This is a genomic window from Bacillus sp. SRL543 (assembly GCF_984799205.1).
This window is the reverse complement of sequence record NZ_OZ481794.1, coordinates 1,698,058-1,724,040: the sequence shown is the minus strand read 5'-3', so window position 1 is coordinate 1,724,040 and position 25,983 is coordinate 1,698,058. Positions and strand designations below refer to the sequence as shown.

The following is a 25,983-nucleotide window of genomic DNA, read 5'->3' as shown; positions in this document are numbered from 1 at the left end:
CTGACGGGCCGCTGTTGCCATGAACATTTCAGAATGGATGCTGATTGAGCCACTGGCCCCCGTCCATCGAAATGCATTCGCCATTAATATAGGAAGCGTGTTCTGAAAAGAGGAAAAATGCAAGCTCGGCAATCTCCTCCGGCTTCCCCAGCCGCCCTAATGGGACACTGTTCAATGTCCGCTTCGCCGCTTCTTCTGACTCCCAAAGCTTATCTGCACCGCCAGTCCTTTCAATCGGCCCGGGCGCTATTGCATTAACGCGTATGCCATACTTCCTGCCCCACTCCACAGCCAGGGTCCTTGTCATGGAGAGGACTCCTGCTTTAGCAGCTGCAGAATGGATCACCCCCGGTCCGGCGTCCCAGGCATAAGTGGCAACCATATTAATGATGCTTCCTTTAATGCCCTTTTCAATCCAATACTTCCCGATTTCACTGCTGCAGTAAAAGGTTCCATTCAGAACGATATTAATGACAGAATTCCACCCATTGGCACTCAAGCTTTCTGCCGGGCAAATAAAGTTCCCTGCAGCATTATTGACAAGGAAATCAATGCTTCCAAATGTTTCATGCGCCTTTTCCGCCATCGCTTTAACATGCTCAGGCTCCCTGACGTCCATTTGAAAAGGAAGCACTGTTCCCTTCGTTTCGATCTCCTTTTTAGCTTCCTCCAGCTTTTCCATATTGCGGCCGGTGATCATAACATTCGCTCCTGCTTCCGAGAATCTTTTAGCCATATATTTGCCCATTCCGCTGGAACCGCCGGTTACAATGACTGTTTTGCCTCTCATTACTAATCCCCCCAAAAAAATGAATGGTTGTTCATTCTTCTATTTTATCATAAATAGAGAATTTTCTAATATTTTTTATAGATAAAATTATTAGAAAGAGATTTGGTCAAGTAAGCATTATTCCCAGTTTTTCTCTGAGCTGTCATCTTGTTTTTCCATTTGCTGCAGATTGGCGCTTTCTTTTCCTCGCTCTTGTCTGATAGTATAAATACGTATATTTATATATAGATAGGCTGGTAGATATATGCCCAAAAAAATATCACGAAGATCATTTTTGAAAACAGCTGCCGGATCTCTTGTGACAGCATTAGCGGCAGGTTCCGGAAGCTATTACTATGCGCGCGAGATAGAACCGAAGTTACTGGAAACGACTGTCCATAAGATAACAGATTCAACCATCCCGCAAGCCTTCAATAATTTCAGAGCCGTGCAATTCAGCGATACCCATATAGGCTTTCAGTACACACTCGCCCAGCTCGAAAAACTGGCCGGCAGGATAAACAGCCTGAAACCGGATATCATCCTCTTTACAGGGGACCTGATGGATGAACCTAATAAATTCATGCAGGCAGAACAAATTGTCTCACTGCTGAAGCAGCTGGAGGCTCCTTTTGGCAAGTTTGCTGTCTACGGCAATCACGACCACGGCGGATACGGATCAGATATTTACAGAAATATCATTGAAAAAAGCGGCTTCAAACTCCTGCTCAATGAGTCTCATCAGCTGAAGCTTGGAGAAAGCAGCATATATATAGCCGGAGTTGATGATGCCATGCTCGGAAGGCCGGATCTGGAAAAAACGGCAGGAAGCATCCCGGACGGTCAATACAGCATCCTCCTCTCCCACGCTCCAGACCTGGCAGACAAGGCATATGAAAATTCCTTCCACTTCCAGCTGAGCGGCCACAGCCACGGCGGACAGGTAAAGATCCCGTTTTTCGGCGCACTGGTCACCCCTCCTTTCGGACAGAAATATTATGAAGGCTTCTACACAATCGGCGAAAGTAATCCTTTAACCCTTTATGTCAACCGGGGGCTGGGCACGACGAGGCTTCCATTCAGATTTCTTTCCAAGCCTGAGCTGACGCTATTTACCTTTCATTCCTCCTGAGGCAATCCCTGTACTCAGGAGGAAAAAAATCAGCCGCTGGAGCATATGCTTTAATAAACTCTATGAAGGAGTGGCTGCTTATCTACCATACAGTCAGGCAAGGCGAGACCTTGACAAGCATCTCCATGGATTACCGCAGGCCGATTCCCCAGTTATTGGCTGCAAACCCGCAAATCAGCAATCCAGACCAGATTTTTCAGGGGCAAAGGGTGATGATTCCCGGACTTCCTGAACCTTCCACCATACCGTATTCGATCAATATTACGTTATCCAGCCGACGCTTATCTCTCTTAAAAAATGGACTGCTGCAAAAAACTTATCCTGTCGGCATCGGAAAGATGCTTACCCAAACACCGCCCGGCGATTATGTGATTGTTAACCGTGAACCCAATCCCGGCGGCCCTTTTGGCGCCATGTGGCTCTCTTTATCAAAAACTGGCTACGGAATTCATGGAACCAGCAATCCTGCCTCCATCGGCAAGCCAGTCTCCAAAGGGTGTGTGAGGATGTACAATCATGATGTGCTGGAACTTGCCGGAATTGTACCAAATGGCACACGAGTTAAGATTAGAAATTGAAAAAAACCCATTCTGCATAAAATTTGCAGGATGGGGTTTTCCATTTTGATAAAGAAATATAGGCTGTATGCAATTTTAATCCATTCTCACTAAAAATCTGATGACTTTATATAAGTCTTCCTGACTTCCAAATTATCACCTGTAAAAAACAAATGCCTATTGTAATTTAATCCTAACCAATGTATCATGTTGATATATCAAACTGATACATCAATATGATATATGGAGGGATTATATTGTCAACCGAACACAGCTTACTTGCAGTTCTCAGTTTTTGGCCCAGCTCAGGCTATGATATTAAATCCGAATTTGAACATAAAGCTGCCGGCCTCTATTGGGGCATGAGCTATGGAAGCATTTATCCGAAGCTGAAAAAGCTGGAGGAAGAAGGCTATGTATTTTCAATGGAAAAAGAGGAAAACGGCAGGAATAAAAAATTATATGAACTGACGGAAAAAGGCTGGCAGGAATTTGAAGAGTGGCTGTGCACTCCGCCTGCATACCCGGCCATCAAAGATGAACTGTTCATGAAAATGAGCACCTGGCACAAGGATATGGATACCCGCCATTTAATCAGCCATCTCGAGAAAAGAAAACGCGAATCCGAAGATATCCTGGATTTTGTGAAAGCATGGCCAAGGAACGGGATCTCCTATGTAAGCAGTATAGGCATGCTGTCGATCCGCTATGCAGAGATGCGGCTGGAGACGGAGCTGAGATGGATAGACGAGAGCATATCAATATTAAATGCCGGGGAATTGCCGGAAGGCCAGGATCCAACCGGGGCAGAGAATAAAATGCTGGCCAGGCGCAGGGAATCGCTTGGACTGAAATCGGAGGAAGAATAAATGAAGAACGGCATTTTCTCCCCGTTGAAAGATAAAGCCTTCCGTTCCCTTTTTGGAGCACAGGTCTTTTCAGATTTGGGAAATTGGCTGGATTTTGTTGCATTGCAGGTCATCGTTGTTTATTATTGGGGACTTGGCGAATCAGCCATCGCAGCCGTCATCATCACTCTAGGCATTCCATGGGTCCTGATCGGGCCGTTCGCAAGTGTGTTTGTTGACAGGATGCCGAAGAAAGCCTTGATGATGATTTGTATGTTATTCAAAATTTTATTTGTCGCAGGCCTATTCTGGTCGCCGAATTTGTACGTGCTGCTCGTGTTTGTCTTTTTAAAGGGGGTTGCTGCTGCTCTTTATGACCCGGCAAGGCAAAGCATGATCCGGGCAATTGTGGCCGAAGAAAAGCTCCCGGAGGCTGTAACTCTGAGCCAGCTGTCAGTGAATACCATGAAAATTGCAGGACCGGCACTTGGAGGTCTCCTGATGGCTCTATTCGGAACAAAGAGCCCGTTTATTTTTGAAGCTGCCGGTTTCCTGGTCAGCATCTTATTCCTGGCATCGCTGCCGGCATCCAAAGGATTGCCTGCAGATGGAGCATCCATCGAAAAAGGCGCGCCTGAAGAGAATCCCGGCTATTGGACAGATTTCGCAGCTGGCATCAGGCATATAGCCAATACACGGCTTTTGAAAATTTCCATCCTCCTGTCTTCTGCCGCTTTCTTCATCATTTTCCTATATGATGGACTGTTCATTTTTGTTGCCAAAAATCTCGGCTTCACGAAAGAAAGCTTTACCTTCCTGATCAGTGCGGTCGGCCTAGGCAGTGTTGCAGGGTCACTGGCTCTCGGAAAATGGACTTTCTGGAAAAAGGCCCCGATCCATTTGATGTCTGCATCAGCATTTATCAGCGGACTTTTTATTATCCTGGTTGGTTTAGGCAGCTTCGGCATCCTTGATCTCCCCCAAATAGTCTGGCTTGCAGGCGCCTTCCTGCTCGGCTTCTTCGGAGCAGGAGAAGCTGTTCCATACGGTTATGTGCTTCAGTCAGAAACGCCGCAGAATATGATGGGCAGGGTATCTGCTGCGGCCATGGGTCTGCAGACCTTCGCAATGCTGATTGCCCCTGCTGCGGGAGCCCTTCTGGCCAAATTATGGGGGGTATCTTATGTTATGGCTGGTGCCGGAAGCGCCACTTGCCTAATGGGGGCTCTAGTGCTGCTGTACGTTCTGAAGAAGCTTAAAGCGTCAGCTCCGGAGAAATCAATCAGTCACTCCGTCTGATAAAAAGCGATACATCATAATCTTTCCAAATACCAGAAGGAAGAGGTATAATGAAGTATATCTCTTCCTCTGGCAGATTTATGGAAGACATGACTTTTAATCTGCAGAAAAAACTGGTACAATGTTTTCTATTATGTTTAAAGATTGGAAAGGAGCCAAAACATTGAATTCGGATAGAAATCAGCCCCCCCGGTTGCATCCAACGGTTGAAAACCTCTCTCAAGCCATCTTCACTGTGAACCGCCATGCGAAAACTGCGACAAACCCTAAGTTTTTATATAAACTGAAGCTCGAAGCGATCCTGAAGCTGATCAAGAACGGAGATGCCCGCAAAATTGGCCTTCACTACTCCGGCAATCCAAAGTACAGCCAGCAGCAGTCAGACGTCCTGGTGGAGTGCGGGAGCTATACCTTCCACATCCCTCCTGCCAAGAAAGATTTCGAGGACCTCCCCCATCTCGGGAAGCTTGATTCCTTTGTGCGCAATCCTAAAACACGGCTTCCCCTCGGACAAGCAAAAAAACTCCTGTCTTCTTATACAGGATTAAAGGAAGAATCGGAAAGCCAGCATGATAATAAGAAGAAATACCAAAAACCCGTTTTCAAGAAACTGGGAGAAAGCTACTAAGAAAAGCGGAGGGCGCTTGCTCAGCCCCGACAAGCATAAGACGAGCAGGACGGAAGGTTGTTCTTTAACCTTCTGGCCTGATTGGCTTATGACTCGAGGGGCTAGCCGCTGAAGCTGGACAAATCGAAATGCGAAAAGCCTTGCTCAATAAAGGCACGAACTTAAAGCACCAAGTCCCGCGCAAACAAAAAAGACATCCGCAGATGTCTTTTTTTGTTTGCCGTCATAATGCATGCTTATCGATCAATAGTACAAGCTCACCAATTTCGGGCTTGCTAACCTGGGCATCCGCCCCGACCATTTGCCCTTTATGACGCAAATCATCGGTGATCAAAGAGGAAAAAATGATGACAGGCAGCTCTCCGAAGGACTGGCTTGATTTAATGCGCTTCGTCAAATGATGGCCGTCCATCTGCGGCATCTCTATATCCGTTATGACCAGCTGGACTTCCTCTTTGAGATTCTTGCCTTCCTCTTCCAGCTTCTGAAGATATTCGAGTGCATCCCGCCCATTTTCGAAGAAATCCACGTATTGAAAGCCTGCTTCAGCAAGGGTATCGTGCAAGAGCTTTCGGAGAAGGGGAGAATCTTCTGCCACGATAAGCTTCTTGGTGCTGCGCTCTCTTTTACCAAGCTTTTGCACCTTTTGGACATTGATCCCTGAATCGGGATTGATATCTACTACAATTTTTTCAAAATCGAGCAATAATACCATGTCGCCATTTATTTTGACGACCCCGATGATCTGGCTCTCCGCTCCCTGATACAGCTCTGATGGCTTCTCGATTTTATCCCATGATATCCGATGGATCTGGGTAACGTTCTGGACATGGAATACAACCTTCTGCTGGTTGAATTCTGCCACGATATATTTATCGGTTTCCGGACTCCCGCCTGCGGCAAGCCCGAGAGCCTCTGCGACATTGATGACTGGAAGGACCTCTCCGCGCAGCTCAATGATCCCCTCTACATTTTTGTGTGACCGGGGAATCTGAACGATTGGCAAAGGATTGATAATTTCCTTCACCTTTATGACATTGATTCCGAATTTATTGCTGCCAACTGTAAACTCGACGATTTCAAGTTCATTCGTACCGCTTTCCAGCAAAATACCATTATTGTGTTCCATTTAATCTCCTGCCCTCTTCAAAAACTGATCTCAACCTTTATATCGGCAGGAAACCATCGCTGTTTAACAGCGCTTAACTGATTGATCCATTTATCAGCCCTGCTATTGCACGTCAGCCGGCTGCTGGATTTTTGAATGGACGATAAGGCCGATAATAGTGAGAATCATGAGCGATCCCAGCGCCATCCGGCTGGCAATATCTCCCCAGTCTGCAAAAATGAGCGTGATGCTTCCGTAAAGGACAGGACCGATGATGGACGAAACCTTTCCGGAAAAGGCAAACAGCCCGAAGAACTGGCCCCTTTTATCTTCGGGCGTCAGCTCGACAATATACGTCCTGGTTGTCACCCACATTGCCCCGAGGGAAATGCCAAACATGCTTCCTGCTGCCCAGAACATAGCTTCGTTCACAGCAAAAGTGGCTATTATAAGGGCTGCCAGCAGCAGGATGCCGACATATTTGACTGCCTTGTTCGCTCCCTTTGCTTTCGTGATATAGCCAAAAATAAAGGATCCTATGATGCTTGATAAGGTGGACACCAGATACAGCAGGATGAATTGGCCAGTGGAAAAGCCAATGATCGCTTTCGCATAGATTGCCATCATGGCAATAGTGGTGGCTATCGCGTCATTAAGAAAGAAATAGGCAATCATGAAGGTGAAGACCGGTTTATACAGCTTCATCTCTTTAAAGGTTTGGTAGATTTCCCTGTATCCGGACAGAAAAGATTGTTTCCCTGTTTTAGCCTGCGGCTTCGGATTGTCTTTTACAAAGAAAAAAAGCGGCAGGGAAAATACCAGGAACATGATTCCGGTGGGAATGAAAGCTTCATGAAAATTGTCATCTCCTATAAAAGGATAGACAGTGAGCCCCACTAATGTACCGATATACCCGACAGCAACTCCAAAGCCGGAAATGAGGGGGATGTTCTCCTTTGTTCCTATATCTGTAATCATAGAATCATAGAAAACCAGGCTGGAATGGAAAAAGAACTTGGCTATCACAAAGGACACCACAACGAGTGCGAGGGACATTGGGAGCCCCAGTATGGTACTGTCCATGCTGCTTCCGGCAAAAACCCCCATCAGTATGATGGCCGCCACGGAAATGAGCGTGAAAATGACAATGTATTTCTTTTTCCTTCCGGTCCTATCAATCATGACACCGAATAACGGCGAAAATAAAACTAAAAAGAAACTTGCAACTGCGTTTGAATAAGAGATAAAAGTGCTGGCAATCTGATCGAGCACCTCGCTCGTCCCGACCACTTCATCCAGATAAAACGGAAAGAAAATAGTATTGATATTGGATGAAAATATCGTATTGGCAAAATCGTATAAAGCCCAGGAAATGACAGGAAGTGTAAAATACAGCTTCCAAGGGCTTATCCCGCTCCCTGTCTTAGCTGTCTGCTTTTTTTCCAGTGCAGGCATCCCTACAACCCCTTTTTTTCTATTTTCGTTTTCTCTTTTTTTATTCCCAGTATCATTGTATACCTGCTTCTCAGGCTGGTAAACAGCTTCTTTCCCCTTCCCCCTCCTCTCCCCATCCATCTTATATTCAAGGTCTTAGGACAAAATACCTTTCGTTTTACAATTAATTTACAAAGAAGCATAACTCATATTAATTTAAGTTTTTCAATAATTATTCAAGACGGGTATGGTATAATGACAGGAATTAATTTAAAGGTGGGGAACGATGAGGAGGAAGGAACAAAAAGAACAGACAAAACAGCTTTTATTTGACAGTGCGATCGAATTATTCAAAAAGCAGGGATTTCAAAACACAACCGTTCAGCAAATCAGCAATCATGCCGGTGTAGCCAAGGGGACATTCTTTAATTATTTCACATCCAAAGAAGCGGCGCTGCACGCAATCGGATCCCATCAATTAGCTCTGCTGAAGGATTTTAAATCGGAATACGAATCCTGCTCAAGCATAGAGGCAGCGTTTATGGCACTCTTCAGCAAAATGGCCGCGGTCAATGAAGAATATGGCCCGAATCTGCTTTTATCCATTTTTCATATTATGACGGTTCAGAAAGACTTTCAGCATTCCGAGCTTAAAATGTCCGGCTTTTTCAAGGATTTCCTGGCCAGCATGATTAAGGAGGGCCAGGAATCCAACGAATTTTCCCGTTCCATAGATGCTGAGCCATTTGCACAGATGATTGTGAACTCATTTTTTGGAACCCTTTTTCATTGGGTCCATCATTATGAGCAGGAATCACTGGAAGAACTAATGGCCAGTATGGCTGGGCTTTACCTTTTCAGATTGAAGAACGGCCAGCATCCGCAGAACAGCTGATTACTTTTTCACGGAGAAAAGTCTAGCTGTGCCGCTCATTCAACAGCTGATCGATCTGCTTTTTATGGTGAAGATCATGTTCAGCGAAATCCATGAAATATTCTCTTGCCGAAAGTTTATTGCCGCCAATGAAGAATTCTTTGTCAAGGTCGCTGTCTGCCAGGCCTTCAATTAATTGGATGACTCTGGCCCTCGTTTCGGCAAACCTGCTGAGAATTTCTTCTCTGGCGGCCCCATTAAAAGCGTAATCTTCTGCTTGATCATTAATTTTTTGAAAGTCCGGGAACTGAGGAAGCTTGGCGCCTTCTGCAAAGTATGGAAATCTTTCGGTCAAGGAATATTGATCCCAGAACAGCATATGGCTGACAATGGCAGCCGGGGGCCATTTACCCTCGGCTGTCGGCATAAGCCATGCCTCATCATCCTCTTCTTTTAGAGAAAGGACCCATTCTGAAATACTTTTATTATGTTCAATCAAATCTTCTTTCTTCACTTATGATGCACCTCCTCTTACTAGTTAATAAATTCAGCATCTTGCTTATAAAATCCTTTTTCCCATGAAAAAAAGGGCAGCCATAAGTGCTGATGCCCTTTTTCCAACAACCTTATCGCTCTCAGTTTCTTACAACAACCGTGCCGGCAATCATGTCATGCAGCGACTGCTTTCTTTCCGTAAATGCGGCCAAAATATAACCTATCAGCAATATTTGTGATAAAAAGGCTTTGGCCATGTATCTGCCAAGCGCTCTCCAGAAAGTAATCCTGTTGCCGCGAAGGTCCGTCACTTTCAGGCCGACAAGCTTCTTCCCTAAGGTAGCCTGCCATTTAGATGCGTGCATCCCTGCAAAATAAGCTACTGCGACTACTGTGCCGATTAGTAAAGTCAGCAGCAATGCCCCGAAGTAGCGGGCGATGAAGTCCATGGCCTCCGCATCTGTCATCTCTCCGGATTCCATATATGCCGGATCGGTGAACGATGACATGACAGAATCTGAGGTGCCAAGAAAGACGACAAAAATGATAGCTGTTATAATGGCGATTGGAATCCCTACTATGATACTGTCAATCAGGTAGGCTCCGAATCTGAGCCAAAAACCCCCATACTCCTTTGGTTCTGAATAATTTTGTTTTTCAAATGCTGCCTCCACTAAAATACCTCCCTTACCATTATCAATTCCATGTTAAAGGTTTCCACGCCGATATTCAATAGCTGATTTATCCTTAAATAAACCATAATTGGAATATCAAACCATAAACTTTTACCCCTAAACTCTATATGCCAAACAGCCTGCATGGTTACAATTCGTTAAATCTGATAAAATATTGCTATTGATTAGCATAGCTGGGCAACATCTTCTCTCCAGCACTTTCTGTAGGAGGTACATATTTTGGAGCATTTGATAAATAAAAACGTGCAAAAGATTGAAATATCGGGCATCAGGAAATTCTTCAATATGGTTGCAGGGACAAAGGACATGATCTCACTCACAATTGGACAGCCGGATTTCCCGACTCCCCAACATGTCAGGGATGCAGCCAAAAGAGCGATTGACAGCGGCTTTACATCTTACACACACAATGCCGGGGATATCAGGCTCAGAAAAGCGGCTGCCTCATTTGTTCAGAAAAAATATAAGATGAATTACAATCCGGATAATGAAGTCATTGTGACAACAGGCGCCAGCGAAGCGATCGACATTGCATTCCGCACCATTCTTGAGGAAGGTGCTGAAGTCATCCTTCCCGGTCCGGTCTATCCAGGGTACGAACCGATTATCAAGCTGTGCGGCGCAGTACCCGTATATGCTGATATAAGGGAGAGCCGGTTCCGTTTTACTGCAGATGTCATCCGCGGGCATCTCAGCCCGAAGACCCGCTGCATCGTTTTGCCTTATCCTTCGAACCCGACCGGCGTCAGCCTTACGGATGAAGAATTGTCAGAAATAGCGGATCTTGTAAAAGGCAGGGACATCTTTATCCTGGCCGACGAAATATACAGCGAGCTTAACTATGGCAGGCCTCATACATCGATATCTTCCCTGCTGAGGGAGCAGACTATCGTCATTAACGGACTGTCAAAGTCGCACTCCATGACAGGCTGGAGAATCGGCCTGCTGTTTGCGCCGGAAGCCATAGCAAAGCATATCCTGAAGGTGCATCAGTATAATGTCACCTGCGCTTCTTCCATCTCCCAGATGGCCGCTCTGGAGGCTCTGACAGAAGGAATCGATGATGCTATCCCTATGAGGGAGGAGTATCTGTCAAGAAGGGATTATGTTTACGGCCGCCTGGAAAATATGGGGCTTGACGTTGTCAAACCGGACGGTGCCTTCTACTTTTTCGTCAAGATTCCGGAAAAAAATATTACTTCTTTTGATTTCTGCCTGAAGCTTGTCAACGAGGTAAAAGTCGCTTTCGTTCCTGGAAGTTCATTTTCGGAGTACGGAGAAGGTTATTTCCGCCTTTCCTTTGCGTATTCGCCGGATACACTGAAAGAAGGGCTCGACAGGCTTGAAGCCTATCTTGGCAGACTGGACAGTTAAAATTGCAGGAAACCCGCAATCCTTTGACTGCGGGTTTCCTTTTTGAATCCTCCTGGGCAGAATTCCTTTATTTCTTCCAATGCTTGTAAAGGGCCTGTGTTCCGCTTTCTTCTTCCCCTTTTTCAGCAAGCTCTCTGTAAAGCGATTCTGAAAGAGAAAGTCCGGGAGTATCCATGCCCATTTGCCTTGCTTCTTCAAGGGCGATAGTCATATCTTTCAGAAAATGCTTTATATAAAAACCCGGCTCGAAGTCTCCTTCTATCATTCTTGGAGCCAGATTGGACAATGACCAGCTGCCGGCTGCTCCTGCAGAAATGCTTTTCAGCACTGTCTCTGGATCCAGCCCTGCCTTTTCTGCATAGACAATAGCTTCACTGACGCCGATCATATTGGATGCAATGGCGATTTGATTGCACATCTTCGTATGCTGGCCCGCTCCAGCCGGTCCCTGGTATACAATATTGCTTCCAAGCACCTCCAGCAAAGGAAGCAAAGTCTCAAAGTCTTCTTTTTCACCCCCTGCCATGATGGACAGCATCCCATCCCGCGCGCCGATATCGCCGCCCGAAACAGGTGCATCAATGGCCTTCATCCCTTTCTGTCGGGCTGCTTCATAAATTTCTTTGGCCAAAGTGGGAGTAGATGTCGTCATATCAATCAAATATGTATGCTCTTTCCCGTTTGCCATCAGGCCTTCTTCCCCCAGATAAATCTCTTCTACATCCTTTGGATAGCCAACGATCGTAATGATCACATTGGAAGTTTCGGCTATTCTCCGGGGGGAATCTGCCCATTTGGCCCCCAGTTCCAAGAGCTCTTCGGCCTTTGATTTTGTTCTCGTATACACAGCCAGTGAATAGCCTGCCTTAAGCAGATTCTTAGCCATGCTATTCCCCATGACCCCTGTGCCGATGAAGCCGATGGTTGTATTTTCAGATGACACCATTTCCATTCCCCTCTCTGCTTATGTCTAATTTAGATTGTAGCATATCGGCAATAGATCAGCTTTCCTCAAGTCCTGCTGCTGCCCCTCTCTGATAAAATGACAAAAGACCAGGCAGCTGCTGCCTGGTCTATCCCCAATTTTATGCGCGTAAAGCTCTTTACCCGCTTAGCAGGAAAGCAAACCTTAAAATTGAGTTGAAAAGTTGGTCAGATAAGCTTCCGCAATAACTTTTTGATCATTAAACACTTCGACCGAAACAGCCTGATCGGATGAAATCATCCTTTCAATATCCGAGGAGAGCAAATCTTGCTGAAGAGGGATTGGATCCATATATACCATTTTCTCTCCGCCATCTTCTTCAGCTTCCATATACTGTCCATCATAAACAGAATCTGCGCCGTAGATTATTTCTTTTGTACCGAGCGCCTTTGCAAGCCTTTGGTTATGTATTAATACCTTTACCTTGAACAGCTCTTCCCCGCTTAAGATCCGGCTGTTAAGCTTAAAGCGGAACTGAAGCTCATTCTGGTTCGTCAAATAAGCTTCTGCATGCTTGTTTACAATCGCCTTTTCGTCTGCAGGCATGCAGCCTGGCAGAATGGCCGCAGACAATAGGAAGAGGAGCGGGACCAATCGTTTCATAAACACACCTCCTTGCCATTACCATTTCCTATAGTCTGCTATCTTAAACGCTAATTTCCAAAAAGGGAAAATTCCACCCCTTTCAGACCACAGAAAAAGCCGGGATCTCTCCCGGCCTTCTCTTTAGATCGATTTAACCATGCCCCCATCCACAAGAAAAGAGCTTCCTGTCATATAAGTATTTGCATCCGATGCCAGAAAAACAGCAACCTTTGCAAACTCCTCTGGTGTTCCATAGCGATTGAGCGGGATGGATTTTTTTGATTTCTCCTTCATCTCCTCAGGGGAAACACCCGCTTTTTCACCATTCACCTGATCCAGATGCTTCACCCTGTCCGTGTCGATCCTGCCCGGTGCCAGTGTATTCACAAGGATGCCGTATGGAGCAAATTCCTCTGCCAAAGTCTTGGAAAGCCCAACTATCCCTGTCCTGAATGTATTGGACAGCACCAGGCCTGGAATCGGCTCTTTAATGGAGGAAGAAGCCATATTAATGATTTTTCCGCCGTTTTTCTTCAGGTGAGGCAACGCTTCCCTTATAATTCGCACATAGGAGAGCAGGTTAAGCTCGAAAGAATGAACCCACTGTTCATCAGAAAGAGATTCAAAGGAGCCGGATGGCGGGCCTCCTGCATTATTGACCAGGATATCAATCCCTCCAAAACGGTCTGCTGCAGATTTCACCATATTCTTTATATCGTTTTCAGAAGTGACGTCTGCACGTATGAACTCTACCTCACCGCCCAGATTCTCAAGCTCTGACTTAACTTCCTTCAGCTTTGCTTCATCCCTGCTTGCCAGCATAACATTCGCGCCTTCTTGCAGAAGCGCCTCTGCGATTGCCTTTCCCAGCCCCTGGCTGGAAGCAGCGACAAGCGCCGTTTTTCCTTTTAGGTTCAATTCCATTAGTCAGCCTCCTGTACATTTATTTATAGCAACATTATACAGAATATACAGGCAAATTACACAGATGGTGCATCAGGCATCCTGCCGGCACTCTGTCCGGCTCAATGGAGGACCCTGCTTAAAAATGGGCTTTGTGACATATACAATTCATTCCTCTGTTTCTCTTTCAACTGGTAATATCTGTCTTCAATAAAAAAGCTGATGATCATGCTAATCATTTTTATCAGCATCCTTCCGTTTCTTATGTTTTTATTATAAAAACTTTGAAACGGATCAGTAACAATCAAGAGGATGGATTTGGCTCCTCCTCTGGTCTGAATTCTCTCTTCTTCTTATGGCGGAGCCACTATTGGACAAAAAAATACCGACTGGCATCGCCAGTCGGTCAGTAAGGGGGGAAAATGAGAATGATCAGCTTACTTGCATCTTGCTTAAGTGCTTACTCTGAATATTCCCCGTGTTTATCTGCTTAAAACCTTTTTTCAAAAAAAGTTTTATTTTTGTGTGGCCTGCTTTACAGCTGCCACTACTTCCTCTGCTGTCCCCATCTGAAGCGCCTTTTGGGCAAGCTCTTTCATTTCTTCCCTTGACAGGCGGAGAATTTGCGAGCGTGCTTTCAGAATGGATGTGGCACTCATGGAGAACTCGTCCAAACCGAGGCCGAGCAGAAGCGGGATGGCGGTCTCATCCCCTGCCATCTCACCGCACATGCCAGCCCATTTTCCTTCTTTATGAGCTGCATCGATCACCATTTTCACAAGGCGCAGAATGGCCGGATTATATGGCTGGTATAAATAAGATACCCTTTCATTCATCCTGTCAGCTGCCATTGTATACTGGATCAGATCGTTCGTGCCGATGCTGAAGAAGTCCACCTCTTTGGCAAACTGATCGGCAAGAACAGCAGTCGATGGAATTTCGACCATGATGCCAAGCTCAATCTTATCAGCTGTTTTCACGCCTTCGGATGCAAGCTTTTGCTTTTCCTCTTCAAGGATAGCTTTCCCCTGGCGGAATTCATCCAGAGTAGCGATCATCGGGAACATGATCTTCAGATTGCCGTAAGAGCTCGCTCTCAGCAAGGCTCTCAGCTGCGTGCGGAAGATATCCTGTTCTTCGAGGCACAGACGGATCGCACGGAAGCCAAGGAAAGGATTCATTTCCTTCGGGAGGTTCAGGTAAGGAAGCTCTTTATCCCCGCCGATATCCAGTGTACGGACTACAACAGGCTTTCCTTCCATTCCTTCAAGGACAGCTTTATAGGCTTCAAACTGCTCTTCCTCTGTCGGAAGCTGGTCCCTGCCCATATAAAGGAATTCTGTACGGTAGAGGCCCACAGCTTCCCCGCCATTATTAATGACTCCTTTAAGATCCTTGGGCGTACCGATATTGGCTGCCAGTTCCACATGATGGCCATCGGCAGATAGCGTCTTTTCGTTGACAAGCTTGGCCCATTCGGCTTTTTGTGCTTCAAAAGCAGCATTTTGCTTTTTGTAGCTTTCAATCGCCTCAGGTGTAGGATTCACGTGAACCTGGCCAGTAAGACCGTCCACGATCACCATATCGCCATTCTGGATTTCCTCTGTAGCTGTCTTTGTGCCGACAACCGCAGGTATTTCCATTGAACGGGCCATGATGGCTGAATGGGAGGTCCTTCCGCCGATATCAGTGGTAAATCCTTTAACAAACTGCCTGTTCAATTGCGCAGTGTCAGACGGCGTCAAGTCTTCCGCAATGATGATGACTTCTTCGGCAATCATGCTGGGATTGACGACCTGGACTCCAAGCAAATGGGAAAGCACACGCTTAGTGACATCGCGGATGTCTGCTGCGCGTTCTTTCATATACTCATTATCCATTTGTTCGAACATGCTGACGAACATGTCAGCTGTTTCCTTCAATGCCTGTTCAGCATTCACTTTTTCTGTCTTGATTTTGTCTTCGATGGGTGATATTAATTCTGGATCGCTGAGTACCAGGAGATGTGCATCAAAGATGGCCGCTTTATCTGCGCCCAGGTCTTTTTCCGCTTTTGCCCTGATTGCCTCAAGCTCTGATTTGGAAGTGGCCAAAGCCTGCTGAAAGCGGCCCGCTTCACTGTCTGCATCCTCAACCGTCTTTTTGCTGAAAGACAGATCAGGTTCTACCAAACGGTATGCTTTAGCAATCGCAATACCGCTTGAAGCTGCAATTCCCTGTAGAAAGCTCATTATTCAGCAAGTCCTTCTTTGGTTAAAGTATCTTCAAGTGCTTTTACAGCCTCAGCTTCGTCGTTTCCTTCAGCAATGATCTTAATATCAGCGCCCTGGCCGACACCAAGAGACATAACACCCATGATAGACTTTAGGTTAACCTTTTTTTCTTTATATTCTAAATGCACATCTGAATCGAACTTGCTTGCAGTTTGAACCAATAATGTAGCTGGACGAGCATGGATTCCAGTTTCAGCCGTTACTTTAAATTGTTTTTCAACCATTGAGATCAGTCTCCTTTAAAATTAATTGATCATAGCAAGATGTATATGAGTTTGTTGCCTACTAACTTAATCTAAGCAGTTGCCGGAAACGCCCATGAAAGCCGCATTCCGTTCTAAATGGAACAGGCCGAAAGCGCCAGTACATATTGCATCTATTTGTCCACGCAATAGTATTTTTTCCATCTATGGTTTATTCATGTATGAAATTAAGTATAGTTTAGTCGCCTTTTTTCAAGTCATCAGACAACCAACATCTCAAAAAAAAGAATAGCATTTCCTCCCGTCTTAGACAACGTTAATGCCTTATTTTTTAAGGAATTGCGGGTATTTTTTTTATGAAACGCTTTCATTTGCCATTGTTTTCTTTTCTTTACCCAAAAAGAGGATATTATAACTTACTCTCAATTTGTTAATGGCTGCTTCATACTCATATAAAGTGTTTTCATTGCCGGGTGTTTGCAGCTTTGCCATTTCCTTCACGCATCTTGCAAGCAGTTCGGCAGCCTGCTTCAGATCCTTCGCCTCAAATTCAGTCCGGTCTTCAACAAGCTGCTCTAGTATTGAATCTGCAAGGTCCAAGATTCTGTAAAGACGCTCTTGTTTTGATAAAACCATTTCCGCCGCCTCCTCCGTGCTTTTTAGATTTATATGCCGGAGGCTTCTTTAGATGTTATGATTTGCGTCCTTTCAGCTGCTTTTTTTGAAAAATGCCAAGAAACCTGCCTGAAGATATTTCTCCTTCCTTAACAAGATTCTGATGAAGCCGCTTCACTTCTTTTTTCAAAATAGCGATTTCTTCAAGAAAATCTGCAGCTTCAGCAGTGTCAGCCAGCTTTTCTCCGTACCTTACTTTTTCGTAAATGCTGCTGGTAAGAGGGTCAACATGCAGGCCGATTCTTCTCATCCACTCCGGAAAGCTTTCGGACTGCCTTCTGCCTAGCTGCAGTTTATCACTGTAGGCTTCAAGCTGGTATATCTCCCTCCTGACAGGATCTGAAGGCGCCTCTGCCCGTTTTTTTCCGCGGCCTCTCCCTCCATTGCTGCCAGGCTCACGCTCGACAGTGATATATGATTTCTCCTTATCCTGCATCATGCCACCTGAAGTTTTCTTCCTTTTCTTATATAGATAGTACATGATAAAAATAAGGCAGGCTGCAGCAGCAGCTGCGAATACCATTTCAAATCCCTGGCCCTGTTCTTCCATTAAAGGCTGCTCCCTGCTCTCATCCAGCTGCTGATCCTGGCTTTCAGGTTCTTCATTTAAAGGAACGCTCCAGTCGCGTTTTTCGGCCCATTGGAAAAATGGCGATGCAGCTGCGCCAAAAAGGTAGGCAATGCCCTGCATCAAGAAAAAGAACCCCCTGCTGACAGCGGGAATGGCGAGCACAGCTGCCCCTCCAACCGCAAAAATCCCCAGCATGGCAAGTACAAAATCACGGATCAGAAGGCTTTTGTTTCTTCGGGATGCCCCTGATGCGGCCAATCTTGACGAAAATCCTGCAGCAAGAATGAACGCTTCCTGCATGACGATCATCCAGACCACCTTGCTTATCCATGTACGATCCAGGAAAACAGCCGCCAGGATAACGGCAAAACCGCCAACGAAAACCAGCACAAAGAGATTGCTTTCAGATCTCCCCTCAGGGTCTTTAAACACAGATTCTGTCCGCCAGAAAACAAGCACCCCGAAGCATAACAGCGCAAACCAGGAAAATCCTAAAAGGGTTCCAGCAATGAAGATAAAGGGCAGGACAGCGGCAAAGAACAGCATGCTCCCTCTGCTGCCTGCAACATTCCGCAGGAAGAAAAACAGCATGGATGATGCGGCCAGGATAGAAAACGAATACAATACCGGCAGCCAGTCGCCTGAGGGCATGAATACAGGGCAGAGCAGCATGCTTGCAAGTGCAGCCTCCGAAATAAGCGTCGTATAAGGATGCCATTTGATTCCTGTCATTTATACCACCTCTTTTTGAACCGTTTTTGCGAATGGCTTTATGCAGGCTTTCTGCTCCAGGAGCTGCATGTCCAGAACTGAAAAGCCTTTCTGTACCAATTCTATAAAATATTTTTCTCCAGCCTGCGGCTTGGAGCCCCCATGAATGATATAAGGCTGCAGCGCAAAATGCCTTGTATAATGGGCAGCCATCTTGTCATATGGATACAGGACAGAATGATAGCCTGCAACCGCAAAGCTCTCCAGCACCTTCTGCAGGTGCGCCTTTCCGGTCCCGGCGGGTATATATTGAAAGGGGATGGGCCCTGCCGTCCTGACATTCATGCATACTGCAAAGGGAATGCCTTCTTTGGCTGCTGTGTATGCAAGCTCCGCAGAACAGCTCAGGAGCTCCTCAAGCCTTGGGGTGATGGAATACCCTTCTGAAAGATTCAGTGAAAGCAGCAGGCCTTTTTCAGAAACCGTTTCATATACTTTAGTCTGGATGCTCTGGCTCCTTGCCGTAGCTTTCCAGTGTATTTGATTGAAGCTGTCTGTCGGCACATAATTCCTCGTGCCGGCAGGAGACATCACATCATAAAACAATGAATGCCTGGCCGCTTCATTCCCTGGTTTGGCTGAAACAAAATCTTCCTTGTTCTCTACAGGCAGCCTTTTCGGGTAGATGAGCGCTTCCTGGCTGATTATATTCCTGTATTCCAGGACTGTCTCTCCAAAACCGAAGAAATGCGGAATCCGGAGCTCCATGCTGCGGATTTTTGCCAGTCCTCTCCTGCCGGCTGAAAACGGAATACGGACTGAAAATTCCCCTCTTCTTGGCAGCGTGAATGGGATGGAAAGCTCATATTTAGAAAATCTCGGCTGCTGCGCCCCCTTTAAAGGAATCGCAATATCATCAAAATAAACATGCAGCCTGGCATTCATTATCGGAAGGCCATTATTAAGAAAATCCAGTTCCCATGCACTTTGCTCATCAATAAACATCCGTTTCCTGGCAGCTTTATTACTGAATTCGACTCCTTCCCCCATTTTCTTCAAATAATAATTATTGGCAAAGAGAATACAAAAAAACAGAGTGGATACCAGGAATAAGATGACTGAATTCAAATAAAGACTCAACAGGGCCAGAAGCAGGGCAAGCGCAGCCATCACCGGCAATGACCGGTTTTCGACCGTATACTTTTTCCACTCCATCCTAGCGTGCACCCGCTTCAACAGGCACTTCGACAGAATCTATGATTTGTTTGATCACTTCCTCCTCTGTGCTGGTAAGTGAGGCCTCGGCTGTAAGATAAATTCTATGTGCCAGTACATATGGCGCCATTTCCTTGATATCCTCAGGGACGGCATATTTTCTCCCTTTTAACAGAGCAGCGCCGATTGCAGCCCTGAGCAGGGCAAGCGAGCCCCTTGGGCTGACCCCAAGTTCTATGGCTTGTGTTTCCCTCGTCTTCCTGACAATGCCGAGGAGATAGCCTTCCAGCTCTTCTGATATATGTATCTGTTCCGCTGCCTCTCTCAATCCGGCAAGCTCCAGCGGGCTTAAAACCTGTTCTACTGGGACTGCTGGCCCTCTTTTACCTTTCAATATCATTTTTTCCTCTTCAAGACCGGGATAGCCCAGTTTAACTCTTATGAAAAAGCGGTCAAGCTGGGCAGCAGGCAGCGGGAATGTCCCTTGCTGCGACTCTGCGGGATTTTGCGTGGCGATCACCATGAAAGGCTCCTCCGCCTTAAAGGTATGGCCGTCAATTGTTACCTGGCGCTCTTCCATGGCTTCCAGCAGGCTTGACTGTGTCCTTGGGGTGGCCCTGTTGATTTCATCAGCCAGTACAATGTTGGCAAGTATAGGCCCCGGGCGAAACTCAAATTCCTGGCTTTTTGGATTAAAAAATTGGATCCCTGTTATATCGCTTGGTAGTACGTCCGGTGTAAATTGAATCCTTGAGAACTTGCCCCCAAAGGTTTCAGAAAAGGTTTTGGCCATTAGCGTCTTGCCTGTTCCAGGGACGCTCTCAAGGAGCACATGGCCATTGAATATAAGGGAAATGGCCAGCAATTCTGCTTCTTTATCACGGCCGACGATCACCTTGCCTATCTCTCTTTTAAGCTTTTCAATTTTCTCCAGCATAAGGGCACCTCTATAGTTCTAATATTTTGTCTTTTTTAATATAACATGAAATTATACAAGCATAGCAACACATTGAAAGAATTAACCCTGACAGAAAAAGGTTGCAAAACAGCCAGTCAGGTGATTCAATTGACTTACAAGATTTAACAGATAAATTCAAAAAGGTGATTGTATGAGATATAAACGCGATGAGCCATTCCGTTTTCAATTCCCCAAACCGCTGCACGGGTCCTTCCGCATACTGAAAATTGATGATAAACCTGTTGAAACAAGGCCGGGAACAGCAGATATTATGGATCTGAGCCCTAACGGCCTGCGTTTCAAGGCTGCCATGGACCTTCCGGTGAGAGAAAAAAAACTGCTGATGGAAATTTCTTTCATGATTAACGATTCTCTTATCATCATGACCGGCGAGCCGGTATGGCAAAAGCACGATTGGAACAGCAATATTTATGGCTTTGTATCTGCAGAAGGCAGCGAAAAAAGCCTTGAAGTCATCCAGCAGCTTAAAGAATATGCAAAAAAAGCTGCCGGCTCCTACAAATCCAGATAAGAAAACTCCGGCCGCCTGGCCGGAGTTTTTTTACTGTAACTTTACGTTCATGAAACGGAAATATTATGATCCCCATTTATGATGATAATAAACCATCCTAGGAGGCTTCATATGTTTTCCCATGTCTTTAGCTGCCTGATTTTCATAGGAACTGTTTTTATTTTCAGCATCCTCATGCTGCGGAAAAACTAGAGGGGAAGCCTGCTACTCCTCGTACATCATTTTCCTGGTCATCCCCCCATCGACCACGATGTTTTCACCGGTAACAAAATCGTTTTCCGGGTCGCAAAGGTAGAGGCAGCAGCGGGCTATATCAGCGGGTTTTCCCACTCTTCCAGAGAGATGCTGGCTATGGTCCTTTTTCCTCAATTCATCGTAATGCCGGGTTTCAATCCAGCCAGGGCTAATTGAATTAACCCTGATTCCCTTCCCGGCCAAGGTTCTTGCCAGAGCGTGAGTTATGCTCGTGATTCCCCCTTTGGATGCCGAATAAGCCTCTGTGTCCGGCTCAGACATAGATGCCCGGGTTGAAGCCATGTTCACGATCGATCCTCCATTTTTCATCCGCTTTACGGCTTCCCTGCTGCAGAGGAAAACGCTCCGCAGATTGGTCTGAAGGACCTCATCCCATTCATCCAATGTCATCTCCGAAAATGGTATGAACTTTGAGATCCCTGCGTTATTGATAAGGATATCTATATTTCCATACTTTGCTGCAGTCTGTTCCATTGCAGCCATTACGCTTTTTTCATCCTTTACATCTGTGTACACAAAATAGGCTTCCCTGCCTTCGGATACCAGCTCCTCCTGAAGCACAGCACCATCCTTTTCAGCTATATCCGCTATAACTACCTTTGCACCTTCTTCAGCAAATGACCTGGCAATCCCTTTTCCAATGCCATTTGCACCACCGGTAATGAATACTGTCCTATTTTTGAACTTCACCCATCATCGTCTCCCTTCCTATATATAAGTTTATAAACAGCCATCCTTTGAGATCATTTTCAAGATCAGCTGCGGGGCTCAGCAAGATACTGATATAACACATCTCCCCCGCGCTGGGCAATACCGCGGAATTGCTTAAAGTCTGTCCGGCTGACCAGCACCATCCTAAACTCGAGGAAGTCTTCCTTTTTTACATAGTACTCTGCAATTTCTCCGTTTTTTAGCTTTTCAAGCACTTCATTCACCAAATTCTGTTCCAAGCCAATACCTCCCTTTTCATATACTATTTGTATACCAAATTAACATTGGAATTTCCACGGAAATACTCAAAGTATAGAAGTCGTGCAAAATTTACAGGTGATAAGCAAATTAAAATGGAATATTGAGTTAATAATGTTCAAAATTCTTTACGAATTTTAAAAAGTAGTGCAAAATATTAATAAGCTTTTAGAGAAGTGAAAACACGGGAGAGGGAGAGATTGTATGAAGAAAGCTGAAGTCGGGAACGTGATTGAGTTCCGGGAAGGCCTAAAAGGCATAGTTGAAAAAGTCAATGAAAATTCCGTAATCGTTGACCTTACACTTATGGATAACTATCGTGATCTTGAGCTGGACCAAAGAACGGTTGTTAACCATAAGAACTATAAAGTCATTAAAGAATCGGTTCTCTGACTTAAAAATGTAAGCGTCTGCATGAATAGAAAAATCCATATCCCCCGCACACCAGGCGGGGGTTTTTCATTTTCCTGCAAGAAAGGCTATTTCATCGGATTCATATACCCTTGCAGCTTTATGGGCTTCCTTATCCTGAATAGCTGCAGCAGCCATCCCTTTTGCAACATCGCTTGCCAGGATGCTTTTATATCTTTTAAGGCTTCCTATCATAAATGGCCCTGCCGCCTTCAAAAAAACTTCCCCGGCTTTTTCCCCTAACCTGAATTCCGCCCTGCTGCCGACAAGGAGTGACGGCCGGAATATGTGGAGGCTGAATGCATTAAAAGCCTTAAGCTCACCTTCCAGCTGTCCTTTTACCTTATTGTAAAAAAATGCAGAATCCGGGTTTGCCCCCATCGAAGAGATGATCAGGAATCTGGAAGCACCTGCTTTTCGTGCAAGATGTGCAGCCTTTAAGGGATACTCCATATCTGTTTCCCGGAAAGCGCCTTTGCTGCCCGCCTTTTTGATGGTGGTGCCAATGCAGCAGAAGACATCATCGGCGTCGAAGGCTTCCCCAATCTCTTCCAGGCTTCTGAAGTCTCCGATAAATACTGTCAGCTTTGGATGCTTGATCATGAGCGGGCGCCTGCTGATTACTTTTATTTGTCCGTAATGGCCGCTGCCCAGGAGCAATTCCAAAAGATGCCCCCCTGTCAGGCCGGTTGCACCTAAAATCAATGCCTTTCGCATCAGTTTCCCTCCTTTATGCTGTTCCAAAACATTTCCCGCACAAAAGTAGTGGCAGACTGCTTTCGTTTTTTGATAAAATAGTGATTGGTTTGTTAGAACTTAGCAATAGTATACAAGCCGGCAGCTTACCTGCTGATTATACAGCATAAGATGGAATCCACCGTAAACTAACATTATATTTTCTACTCTGCCGAAAGGAGATAATGAATGAAATTTGGCTCGATTGATATAAGACTGGTTCTTGGGATCATGATTGCCCACCTGCTGCTATTTTTTACTTTTCAGGACAGAGCGGTCTTTTGGTATATTTTCACCGCGTCCATGCTGTTTCTGATCAGCTATTCGATTATGGCAGAAGAAGTGGAGGACGAGGCTTCCTTGGGATCCTACCTATTCTATGGAGCCGTTTCCGGGATTTTGCTTTACGGATTGTTCTGGACAGGCCATTTCCTCATAGAGGCGATGAACCTGCCATTCGCAAGCCAGATTGGCAGATTGTACAGCCGGCTTTCTCCTGAAGTGATCTGGCATTATATCGTTTTGATCCTTGTCATCATTCCGGGCGAAGAAATTTTTTGGCGGGGTTTTGTGCAAAAACGCCTGCAAAGCTACATAAGACCAGGATGGGCCGTGCCTTTGGCTGCTTTACTTTACGCCTCTGTCCATTTCTATTCCGGCTATCCGGCCCTTGCCCTGGCCGCCCTTGCTGCCGGACTGTTCTGGGGATATTTGTATGCATGGAAGAAAAGCCTGCCTCTGGTCATTGTCTCACATCTCCTATTTGATCTGTTCATTTTCGTCATCTTGCCATTGAGCTGATGAAATCAGGATAATTTGTAACTTTCTGCCGATAACCACCGTCTACTCTATTATAAAACTTCATGATATACAGGAGGAATGCTAGGATGAACACACTTCAAAAACTATTGCTGGCTACAGGGATTCTTTCACTCGCACTCGCCGGGTGTGGAACTTCAGAAGACACAGGCAGTGAAGACAACGCAACAAATACAGAAGAAACAGCGGGCACAGCAGACGGCACCCAGGAAACTGATGACAATTCAAATGGTGCTGGCACAGAGCAGAATGATGATCAGTCTGAAGGAGAAGAAAACGCGGAATCAGTCAGTTCTGAAATGGAGCAGGAAAAATCCCTGTCATATCAGGTGAATGGTGAAACGATGGAAGAAACTGCAGTCCTTGAAAAAAGCGACAACCAGAATTATTCCATGTATGTCCTTCCTTCATATGAACTGACAGCTGAAGAGCCTAATAAAGATGTTCTTTATCTGACAGAAAATGATCAAGTATTCATGAGGATTGAGCTGCTGCCTGAGGATATAGACTGGGAAATGGCTGAAGAGAATGCAAAATCCCAGCTGACAGCGGTAAGCAGTGAGGTGCAATCTGTGGAGGCTTCTGATGATGAATTCTTCCAGGATGCGATCATTTACGAAGCTGCTTCTGAAGAAGATAAAGCAGCGGTCTACCTGCTTAAAAACGATGTACAGCACCTTAAGCTGAGCATCTACACAAAAATTGAGGCCGATCACACAGATGCATTCATTCAGATGGCAAAAACCATTTCAGCAGAGAAATAAGAGAAACAGGCCGATGAATCACCTCATCGGCCTGTTTTTTATGCTTCTTTCCCTTCTGCCGGCTTTATCCAGAGCAGGACAATAAATAGAATGCTGACATACCCGAATATCGGATAAAGATAGGAAAGCAGTGTACTGTATTCTATCATGCTGATTAAACAGGTAATTAAGTAAATCCCCCCGACAATCCAGATCGCCGGGATTGAAACATACTGCCTTATCTGCCTCTCCAGCCCGAATATATTCCCGATTATCGAAGTAAAGATCTCTCCATAAATGATCAGTACAAACAGGCCGTAAAAACCAGAAGCAAGATTTTTCATGATAACAGCCATGGGTATTTCGTACATTTCCAGATCAGGAAGCATAATAAGAGTCAGATGGCTTGATAAAAGGATGATGGTCAATGCTGCCCCTCCGATATACCCTCCCAGCCTAATGGTCCGGTCATCCTTTATCTCAGCTGCAACAGGCACCAGGACTGCCTGTGCCAGGGCCAGATTGAGAGCGGTATAGGAAAATGGCGCAGCCACAGCTTTCCATCCATCCTCCGCAAACGGAATGAACAGCATCTGTTCCTGAAAGCCCGGAAGCTTTATAGAAATGAACATTAAGATAAAACTGAAGGCAATCATCATAGGGACTACAAATAAATTCACAGCAAACAGGCCTTTAATGCCGATAATCATTACAACCACCGATAATATGATCGTTGCAAGCACCCCTGAGAGCTTGGTCAACCCAAGCTGCTCCTGAAATACAGCTCCTGCACCGGACAGCATGACTGCACATACGCCAAGAAGCATGATCAATGTCAGGACATTGATCACTTTCCCAAAATATCTGCCGAACAGATAATCATTCAGCTCCTGGTAGGATTTTGCCTGTATCCGGGCTGAGATCCTCATCAGCTTCGTTCCCAGCATAATAAATATATATCCGCTCATCAGAATTCCGATCAGCCCGATAAACCCGAACCGGGTAAAAAACTCTACTATTTCCTTGCCTGTTGCAAAACCCGCCCCCACGACTGTACCAACATAGACAGCAGCAATCTGCAAGGCTCCAGTCCAGTTCTTCACGAAACCGCCTCCTCCCCTTCATGTATATGACCGGCTTTTCCAACAAAGACGAGCTTTTCAAAACAATTCACTGCTATGGCTAAAATTGCCAAGTCTAATTGCTTGAAAGTCAAATTAGGTCAAA

29 protein-coding genes are annotated in these 25,983 nt (G+C 45.6%); 11 read left to right on the top strand and 18 right to left on the bottom strand.

The genetic code is table 11. The features are described from left to right. Positions 1 to 28 precede the first annotated feature (28 nt). Entirely contained in the window at positions 29 to 790 is a 762-nt protein-coding gene (fadH, locus tag AC4E8B_RS08745) for a 2,4-dienoyl-CoA reductase (protein ID WP_490218248.1), read from the bottom strand. Positions 791 to 1,034: 244 nt separating this feature from the next. Between fadH and AC4E8B_RS08740 the strand changes: the two genes are divergently transcribed. The 5 genes from AC4E8B_RS08740 to AC4E8B_RS08720 all read left to right on the top strand — a co-directional run bounded on the left by AC4E8B_RS08740 (position 1,035) and on the right by AC4E8B_RS08720 (position 5,233). After that, positions 1,035 to 1,901 carry a metallophosphoesterase gene (locus AC4E8B_RS08740; RefSeq protein WP_490218247.1) on the top strand — a complete coding sequence of 289 codons (867 nt, stop codon included), beginning with the start codon at positions 1,035 to 1,037 and terminating at the stop codon, positions 1,899 to 1,901. A gap of 62 nt (positions 1,902 to 1,963) precedes the next feature. Then, positions 1,964 to 2,479: a L,D-transpeptidase family protein gene (locus AC4E8B_RS08735; RefSeq protein ID WP_490218246.1), complete on the top strand. Its 516-nt coding sequence runs from the start codon at positions 1,964 to 1,966 to the stop codon at positions 2,477 to 2,479. Between the two features lie 236 nt (positions 2,480 to 2,715). Beyond that, complete coding sequence (locus AC4E8B_RS08730; protein ID WP_490218244.1) at positions 2,716 to 3,327, top strand: PadR family transcriptional regulator; 612 nt, start codon at positions 2,716 to 2,718, stop codon at positions 3,325 to 3,327. After that, positions 3,328 to 4,605 carry an MFS transporter gene (locus AC4E8B_RS08725; protein WP_490218243.1) on the top strand — a complete coding sequence of 426 codons (1,278 nt, stop codon included), beginning with the start codon at positions 3,328 to 3,330 and terminating at the stop codon, positions 4,603 to 4,605. 133 nt (positions 4,606 to 4,738) lie between these two features. Next, positions 4,739 to 5,233, top strand: a complete 495-nt coding sequence (locus AC4E8B_RS08720; RefSeq protein ID WP_490218241.1) for a YkyB family protein — start codon at positions 4,739 to 4,741, stop codon at positions 5,231 to 5,233. A 223-nt stretch (positions 5,234 to 5,456) separates the two neighbouring features. On the opposite strand, the gene AC4E8B_RS08715 is transcribed toward AC4E8B_RS08720, so the two are convergent. Together AC4E8B_RS08715 and AC4E8B_RS08710 are read right to left on the bottom strand one after the other, a co-directional pair. Next, positions 5,457 to 6,362: a chemotaxis protein gene (locus AC4E8B_RS08715; protein ID WP_490218239.1), complete on the bottom strand. Its 906-nt coding sequence runs from the start codon at positions 6,360 to 6,362 to the stop codon at positions 5,457 to 5,459. A 102-nt stretch (positions 6,363 to 6,464) separates the two neighbouring features. Next, positions 6,465 to 7,796 carry an MFS transporter gene (locus AC4E8B_RS08710; RefSeq protein ID WP_490219582.1) on the bottom strand — a complete coding sequence of 444 codons (1,332 nt, stop codon included), beginning with the start codon at positions 7,794 to 7,796 and terminating at the stop codon, positions 6,465 to 6,467. 265 nt (positions 7,797 to 8,061) lie between these two features. Between AC4E8B_RS08710 and AC4E8B_RS08705 the strand changes: the two genes are divergently transcribed. After that, positions 8,062 to 8,670, top strand: a complete 609-nt coding sequence (locus AC4E8B_RS08705; protein ID WP_490218238.1) for a TetR/AcrR family transcriptional regulator — start codon at positions 8,062 to 8,064, stop codon at positions 8,668 to 8,670. 22 nt (positions 8,671 to 8,692) lie between these two features. Here AC4E8B_RS08705 and AC4E8B_RS08700 read toward each other — a convergent pair whose 3' ends face one another. Continuing rightward, on the bottom strand, positions 8,693 to 9,163 hold the full coding sequence (locus AC4E8B_RS08700; protein ID WP_490218237.1) for a DinB family protein: 471 nt from the start codon (positions 9,161 to 9,163) through the stop codon (positions 8,693 to 8,695). A gap of 121 nt (positions 9,164 to 9,284) precedes the next feature. Next, the gene (locus AC4E8B_RS08695) at positions 9,285 to 9,818 is read right to left on the bottom strand and encodes an RDD family protein (protein ID WP_490218236.1); all 534 of its coding nucleotides are present in this window, start codon (positions 9,816 to 9,818) and stop codon (positions 9,285 to 9,287) included. 240 nt (positions 9,819 to 10,058) lie between these two features. Between AC4E8B_RS08695 and AC4E8B_RS08690 the strand changes: the two genes are divergently transcribed. After that, on the top strand, positions 10,059 to 11,213 hold the full coding sequence (locus tag AC4E8B_RS08690) for an aminotransferase A (protein WP_490218234.1): 1,155 nt from the start codon (positions 10,059 to 10,061) through the stop codon (positions 11,211 to 11,213). 67 nt (positions 11,214 to 11,280) lie between these two features. Here the strand turns inward: AC4E8B_RS08690 and AC4E8B_RS08685 are convergent, their stop codons facing one another. The 9 genes from AC4E8B_RS08685 to AC4E8B_RS08645 form a co-directional block, all read right to left on the bottom strand. After that, positions 11,281 to 12,159, bottom strand: coding sequence for an NAD(P)-dependent oxidoreductase (locus AC4E8B_RS08685; protein WP_490218232.1), 879 nt, complete (start codon positions 12,157 to 12,159; stop codon positions 11,281 to 11,283). Between the two features lie 183 nt (positions 12,160 to 12,342). After that, positions 12,343 to 12,801, bottom strand: a complete 459-nt coding sequence (locus tag AC4E8B_RS08680; RefSeq protein WP_490218230.1) for a hypothetical protein — start codon at positions 12,799 to 12,801, stop codon at positions 12,343 to 12,345. Between the two features lie 123 nt (positions 12,802 to 12,924). Beyond that, the gene (locus AC4E8B_RS08675) at positions 12,925 to 13,707 is read right to left on the bottom strand and encodes an SDR family oxidoreductase (RefSeq protein WP_490218229.1); all 783 of its coding nucleotides are present in this window, start codon (positions 13,705 to 13,707) and stop codon (positions 12,925 to 12,927) included. Positions 13,708 to 14,201: 494 nt separating this feature from the next. Next, positions 14,202 to 15,917 carry a phosphoenolpyruvate--protein phosphotransferase gene (ptsP, locus tag AC4E8B_RS08670; RefSeq protein WP_490218227.1) on the bottom strand — a complete coding sequence of 572 codons (1,716 nt, stop codon included), beginning with the start codon at positions 15,915 to 15,917 and terminating at the stop codon, positions 14,202 to 14,204. Beyond that, the gene (locus tag AC4E8B_RS08665; protein ID WP_009794289.1) at positions 15,917 to 16,183 is read right to left on the bottom strand and encodes a phosphocarrier protein HPr; all 267 of its coding nucleotides are present in this window, start codon (positions 16,181 to 16,183) and stop codon (positions 15,917 to 15,919) included. The genes ptsP and AC4E8B_RS08665 overlap by 1 nt, the downstream gene beginning before the upstream one ends. A gap of 333 nt (positions 16,184 to 16,516) precedes the next feature. Next, positions 16,517 to 16,798, bottom strand: a complete 282-nt coding sequence (locus tag AC4E8B_RS08660; RefSeq protein WP_490218225.1) for a hypothetical protein — start codon at positions 16,796 to 16,798, stop codon at positions 16,517 to 16,519. A gap of 55 nt (positions 16,799 to 16,853) precedes the next feature. Continuing rightward, positions 16,854 to 18,140, bottom strand: coding sequence for a TgpA N-terminal domain-containing protein (locus AC4E8B_RS08655; protein ID WP_490218223.1), 1,287 nt, complete (start codon positions 18,138 to 18,140; stop codon positions 16,854 to 16,856). Further along, complete coding sequence (locus AC4E8B_RS08650; RefSeq protein WP_490218222.1) at positions 18,141 to 19,334, bottom strand: DUF58 domain-containing protein; 1,194 nt, start codon at positions 19,332 to 19,334, stop codon at positions 18,141 to 18,143. It lies immediately after the preceding gene. A 1-nt stretch (position 19,335) separates the two neighbouring features. After that, a complete protein-coding gene (locus tag AC4E8B_RS08645) occupies positions 19,336 to 20,271 on the bottom strand; it encodes an AAA family ATPase (protein ID WP_490218220.1) in 936 nt (311 codons plus the stop codon). Between the two features lie 172 nt (positions 20,272 to 20,443). Here AC4E8B_RS08645 and AC4E8B_RS08640 point away from each other — a divergent pair, with 172 nt between their 5' ends. After that, positions 20,444 to 20,824 (top strand): PilZ domain-containing protein, encoded by a 381-nt coding sequence (locus AC4E8B_RS08640; protein ID WP_490218218.1) that lies wholly within the window; start codon positions 20,444 to 20,446, stop codon positions 20,822 to 20,824. 204 nt (positions 20,825 to 21,028) lie between these two features. Here AC4E8B_RS08640 and AC4E8B_RS08635 read toward each other — a convergent pair whose 3' ends face one another. Together AC4E8B_RS08635 and AC4E8B_RS08630 are read right to left on the bottom strand one after the other, a co-directional pair. After that, the gene (locus tag AC4E8B_RS08635) at positions 21,029 to 21,769 is read right to left on the bottom strand and encodes an SDR family NAD(P)-dependent oxidoreductase (protein WP_490218216.1); all 741 of its coding nucleotides are present in this window, start codon (positions 21,767 to 21,769) and stop codon (positions 21,029 to 21,031) included. Positions 21,770 to 21,834: 65 nt separating this feature from the next. Further along, positions 21,835 to 22,029, bottom strand: coding sequence for a hypothetical protein (locus tag AC4E8B_RS08630; protein ID WP_490218214.1), 195 nt, complete (start codon positions 22,027 to 22,029; stop codon positions 21,835 to 21,837). A 223-nt stretch (positions 22,030 to 22,252) separates the two neighbouring features. Here AC4E8B_RS08630 and AC4E8B_RS08625 point away from each other — a divergent pair, with 223 nt between their 5' ends. Then, entirely contained in the window at positions 22,253 to 22,441 is a 189-nt protein-coding gene (locus AC4E8B_RS08625; protein ID WP_490218212.1) for a YkvS family protein, read from the top strand. Positions 22,442 to 22,507: 66 nt separating this feature from the next. Here the strand turns inward: AC4E8B_RS08625 and AC4E8B_RS08620 are convergent, their stop codons facing one another. Beyond that, positions 22,508 to 23,176, bottom strand: a complete 669-nt coding sequence (locus AC4E8B_RS08620; protein WP_490218210.1) for an NAD(P)H-binding protein — start codon at positions 23,174 to 23,176, stop codon at positions 22,508 to 22,510. A 207-nt stretch (positions 23,177 to 23,383) separates the two neighbouring features. Between AC4E8B_RS08620 and AC4E8B_RS08615 the strand changes: the two genes are divergently transcribed. Together AC4E8B_RS08615 and AC4E8B_RS08610 are read left to right on the top strand one after the other, a co-directional pair. Next, a complete protein-coding gene (locus AC4E8B_RS08615; protein ID WP_490218209.1) occupies positions 23,384 to 23,995 on the top strand; it encodes a CPBP family intramembrane glutamic endopeptidase in 612 nt (203 codons plus the stop codon). A gap of 86 nt (positions 23,996 to 24,081) precedes the next feature. Then, the gene (locus tag AC4E8B_RS08610) at positions 24,082 to 24,777 is read left to right on the top strand and encodes a DUF8580 domain-containing lipoprotein (RefSeq protein ID WP_490218207.1); all 696 of its coding nucleotides are present in this window, start codon (positions 24,082 to 24,084) and stop codon (positions 24,775 to 24,777) included. A 38-nt stretch (positions 24,778 to 24,815) separates the two neighbouring features. On the opposite strand, the gene AC4E8B_RS08605 is transcribed toward AC4E8B_RS08610, so the two are convergent. Further along, positions 24,816 to 25,859 carry a YkvI family membrane protein gene (locus AC4E8B_RS08605; RefSeq protein ID WP_490218205.1) on the bottom strand — a complete coding sequence of 348 codons (1,044 nt, stop codon included), beginning with the start codon at positions 25,857 to 25,859 and terminating at the stop codon, positions 24,816 to 24,818. Positions 25,860 to 25,983: the final 124 nt, after the last annotated feature.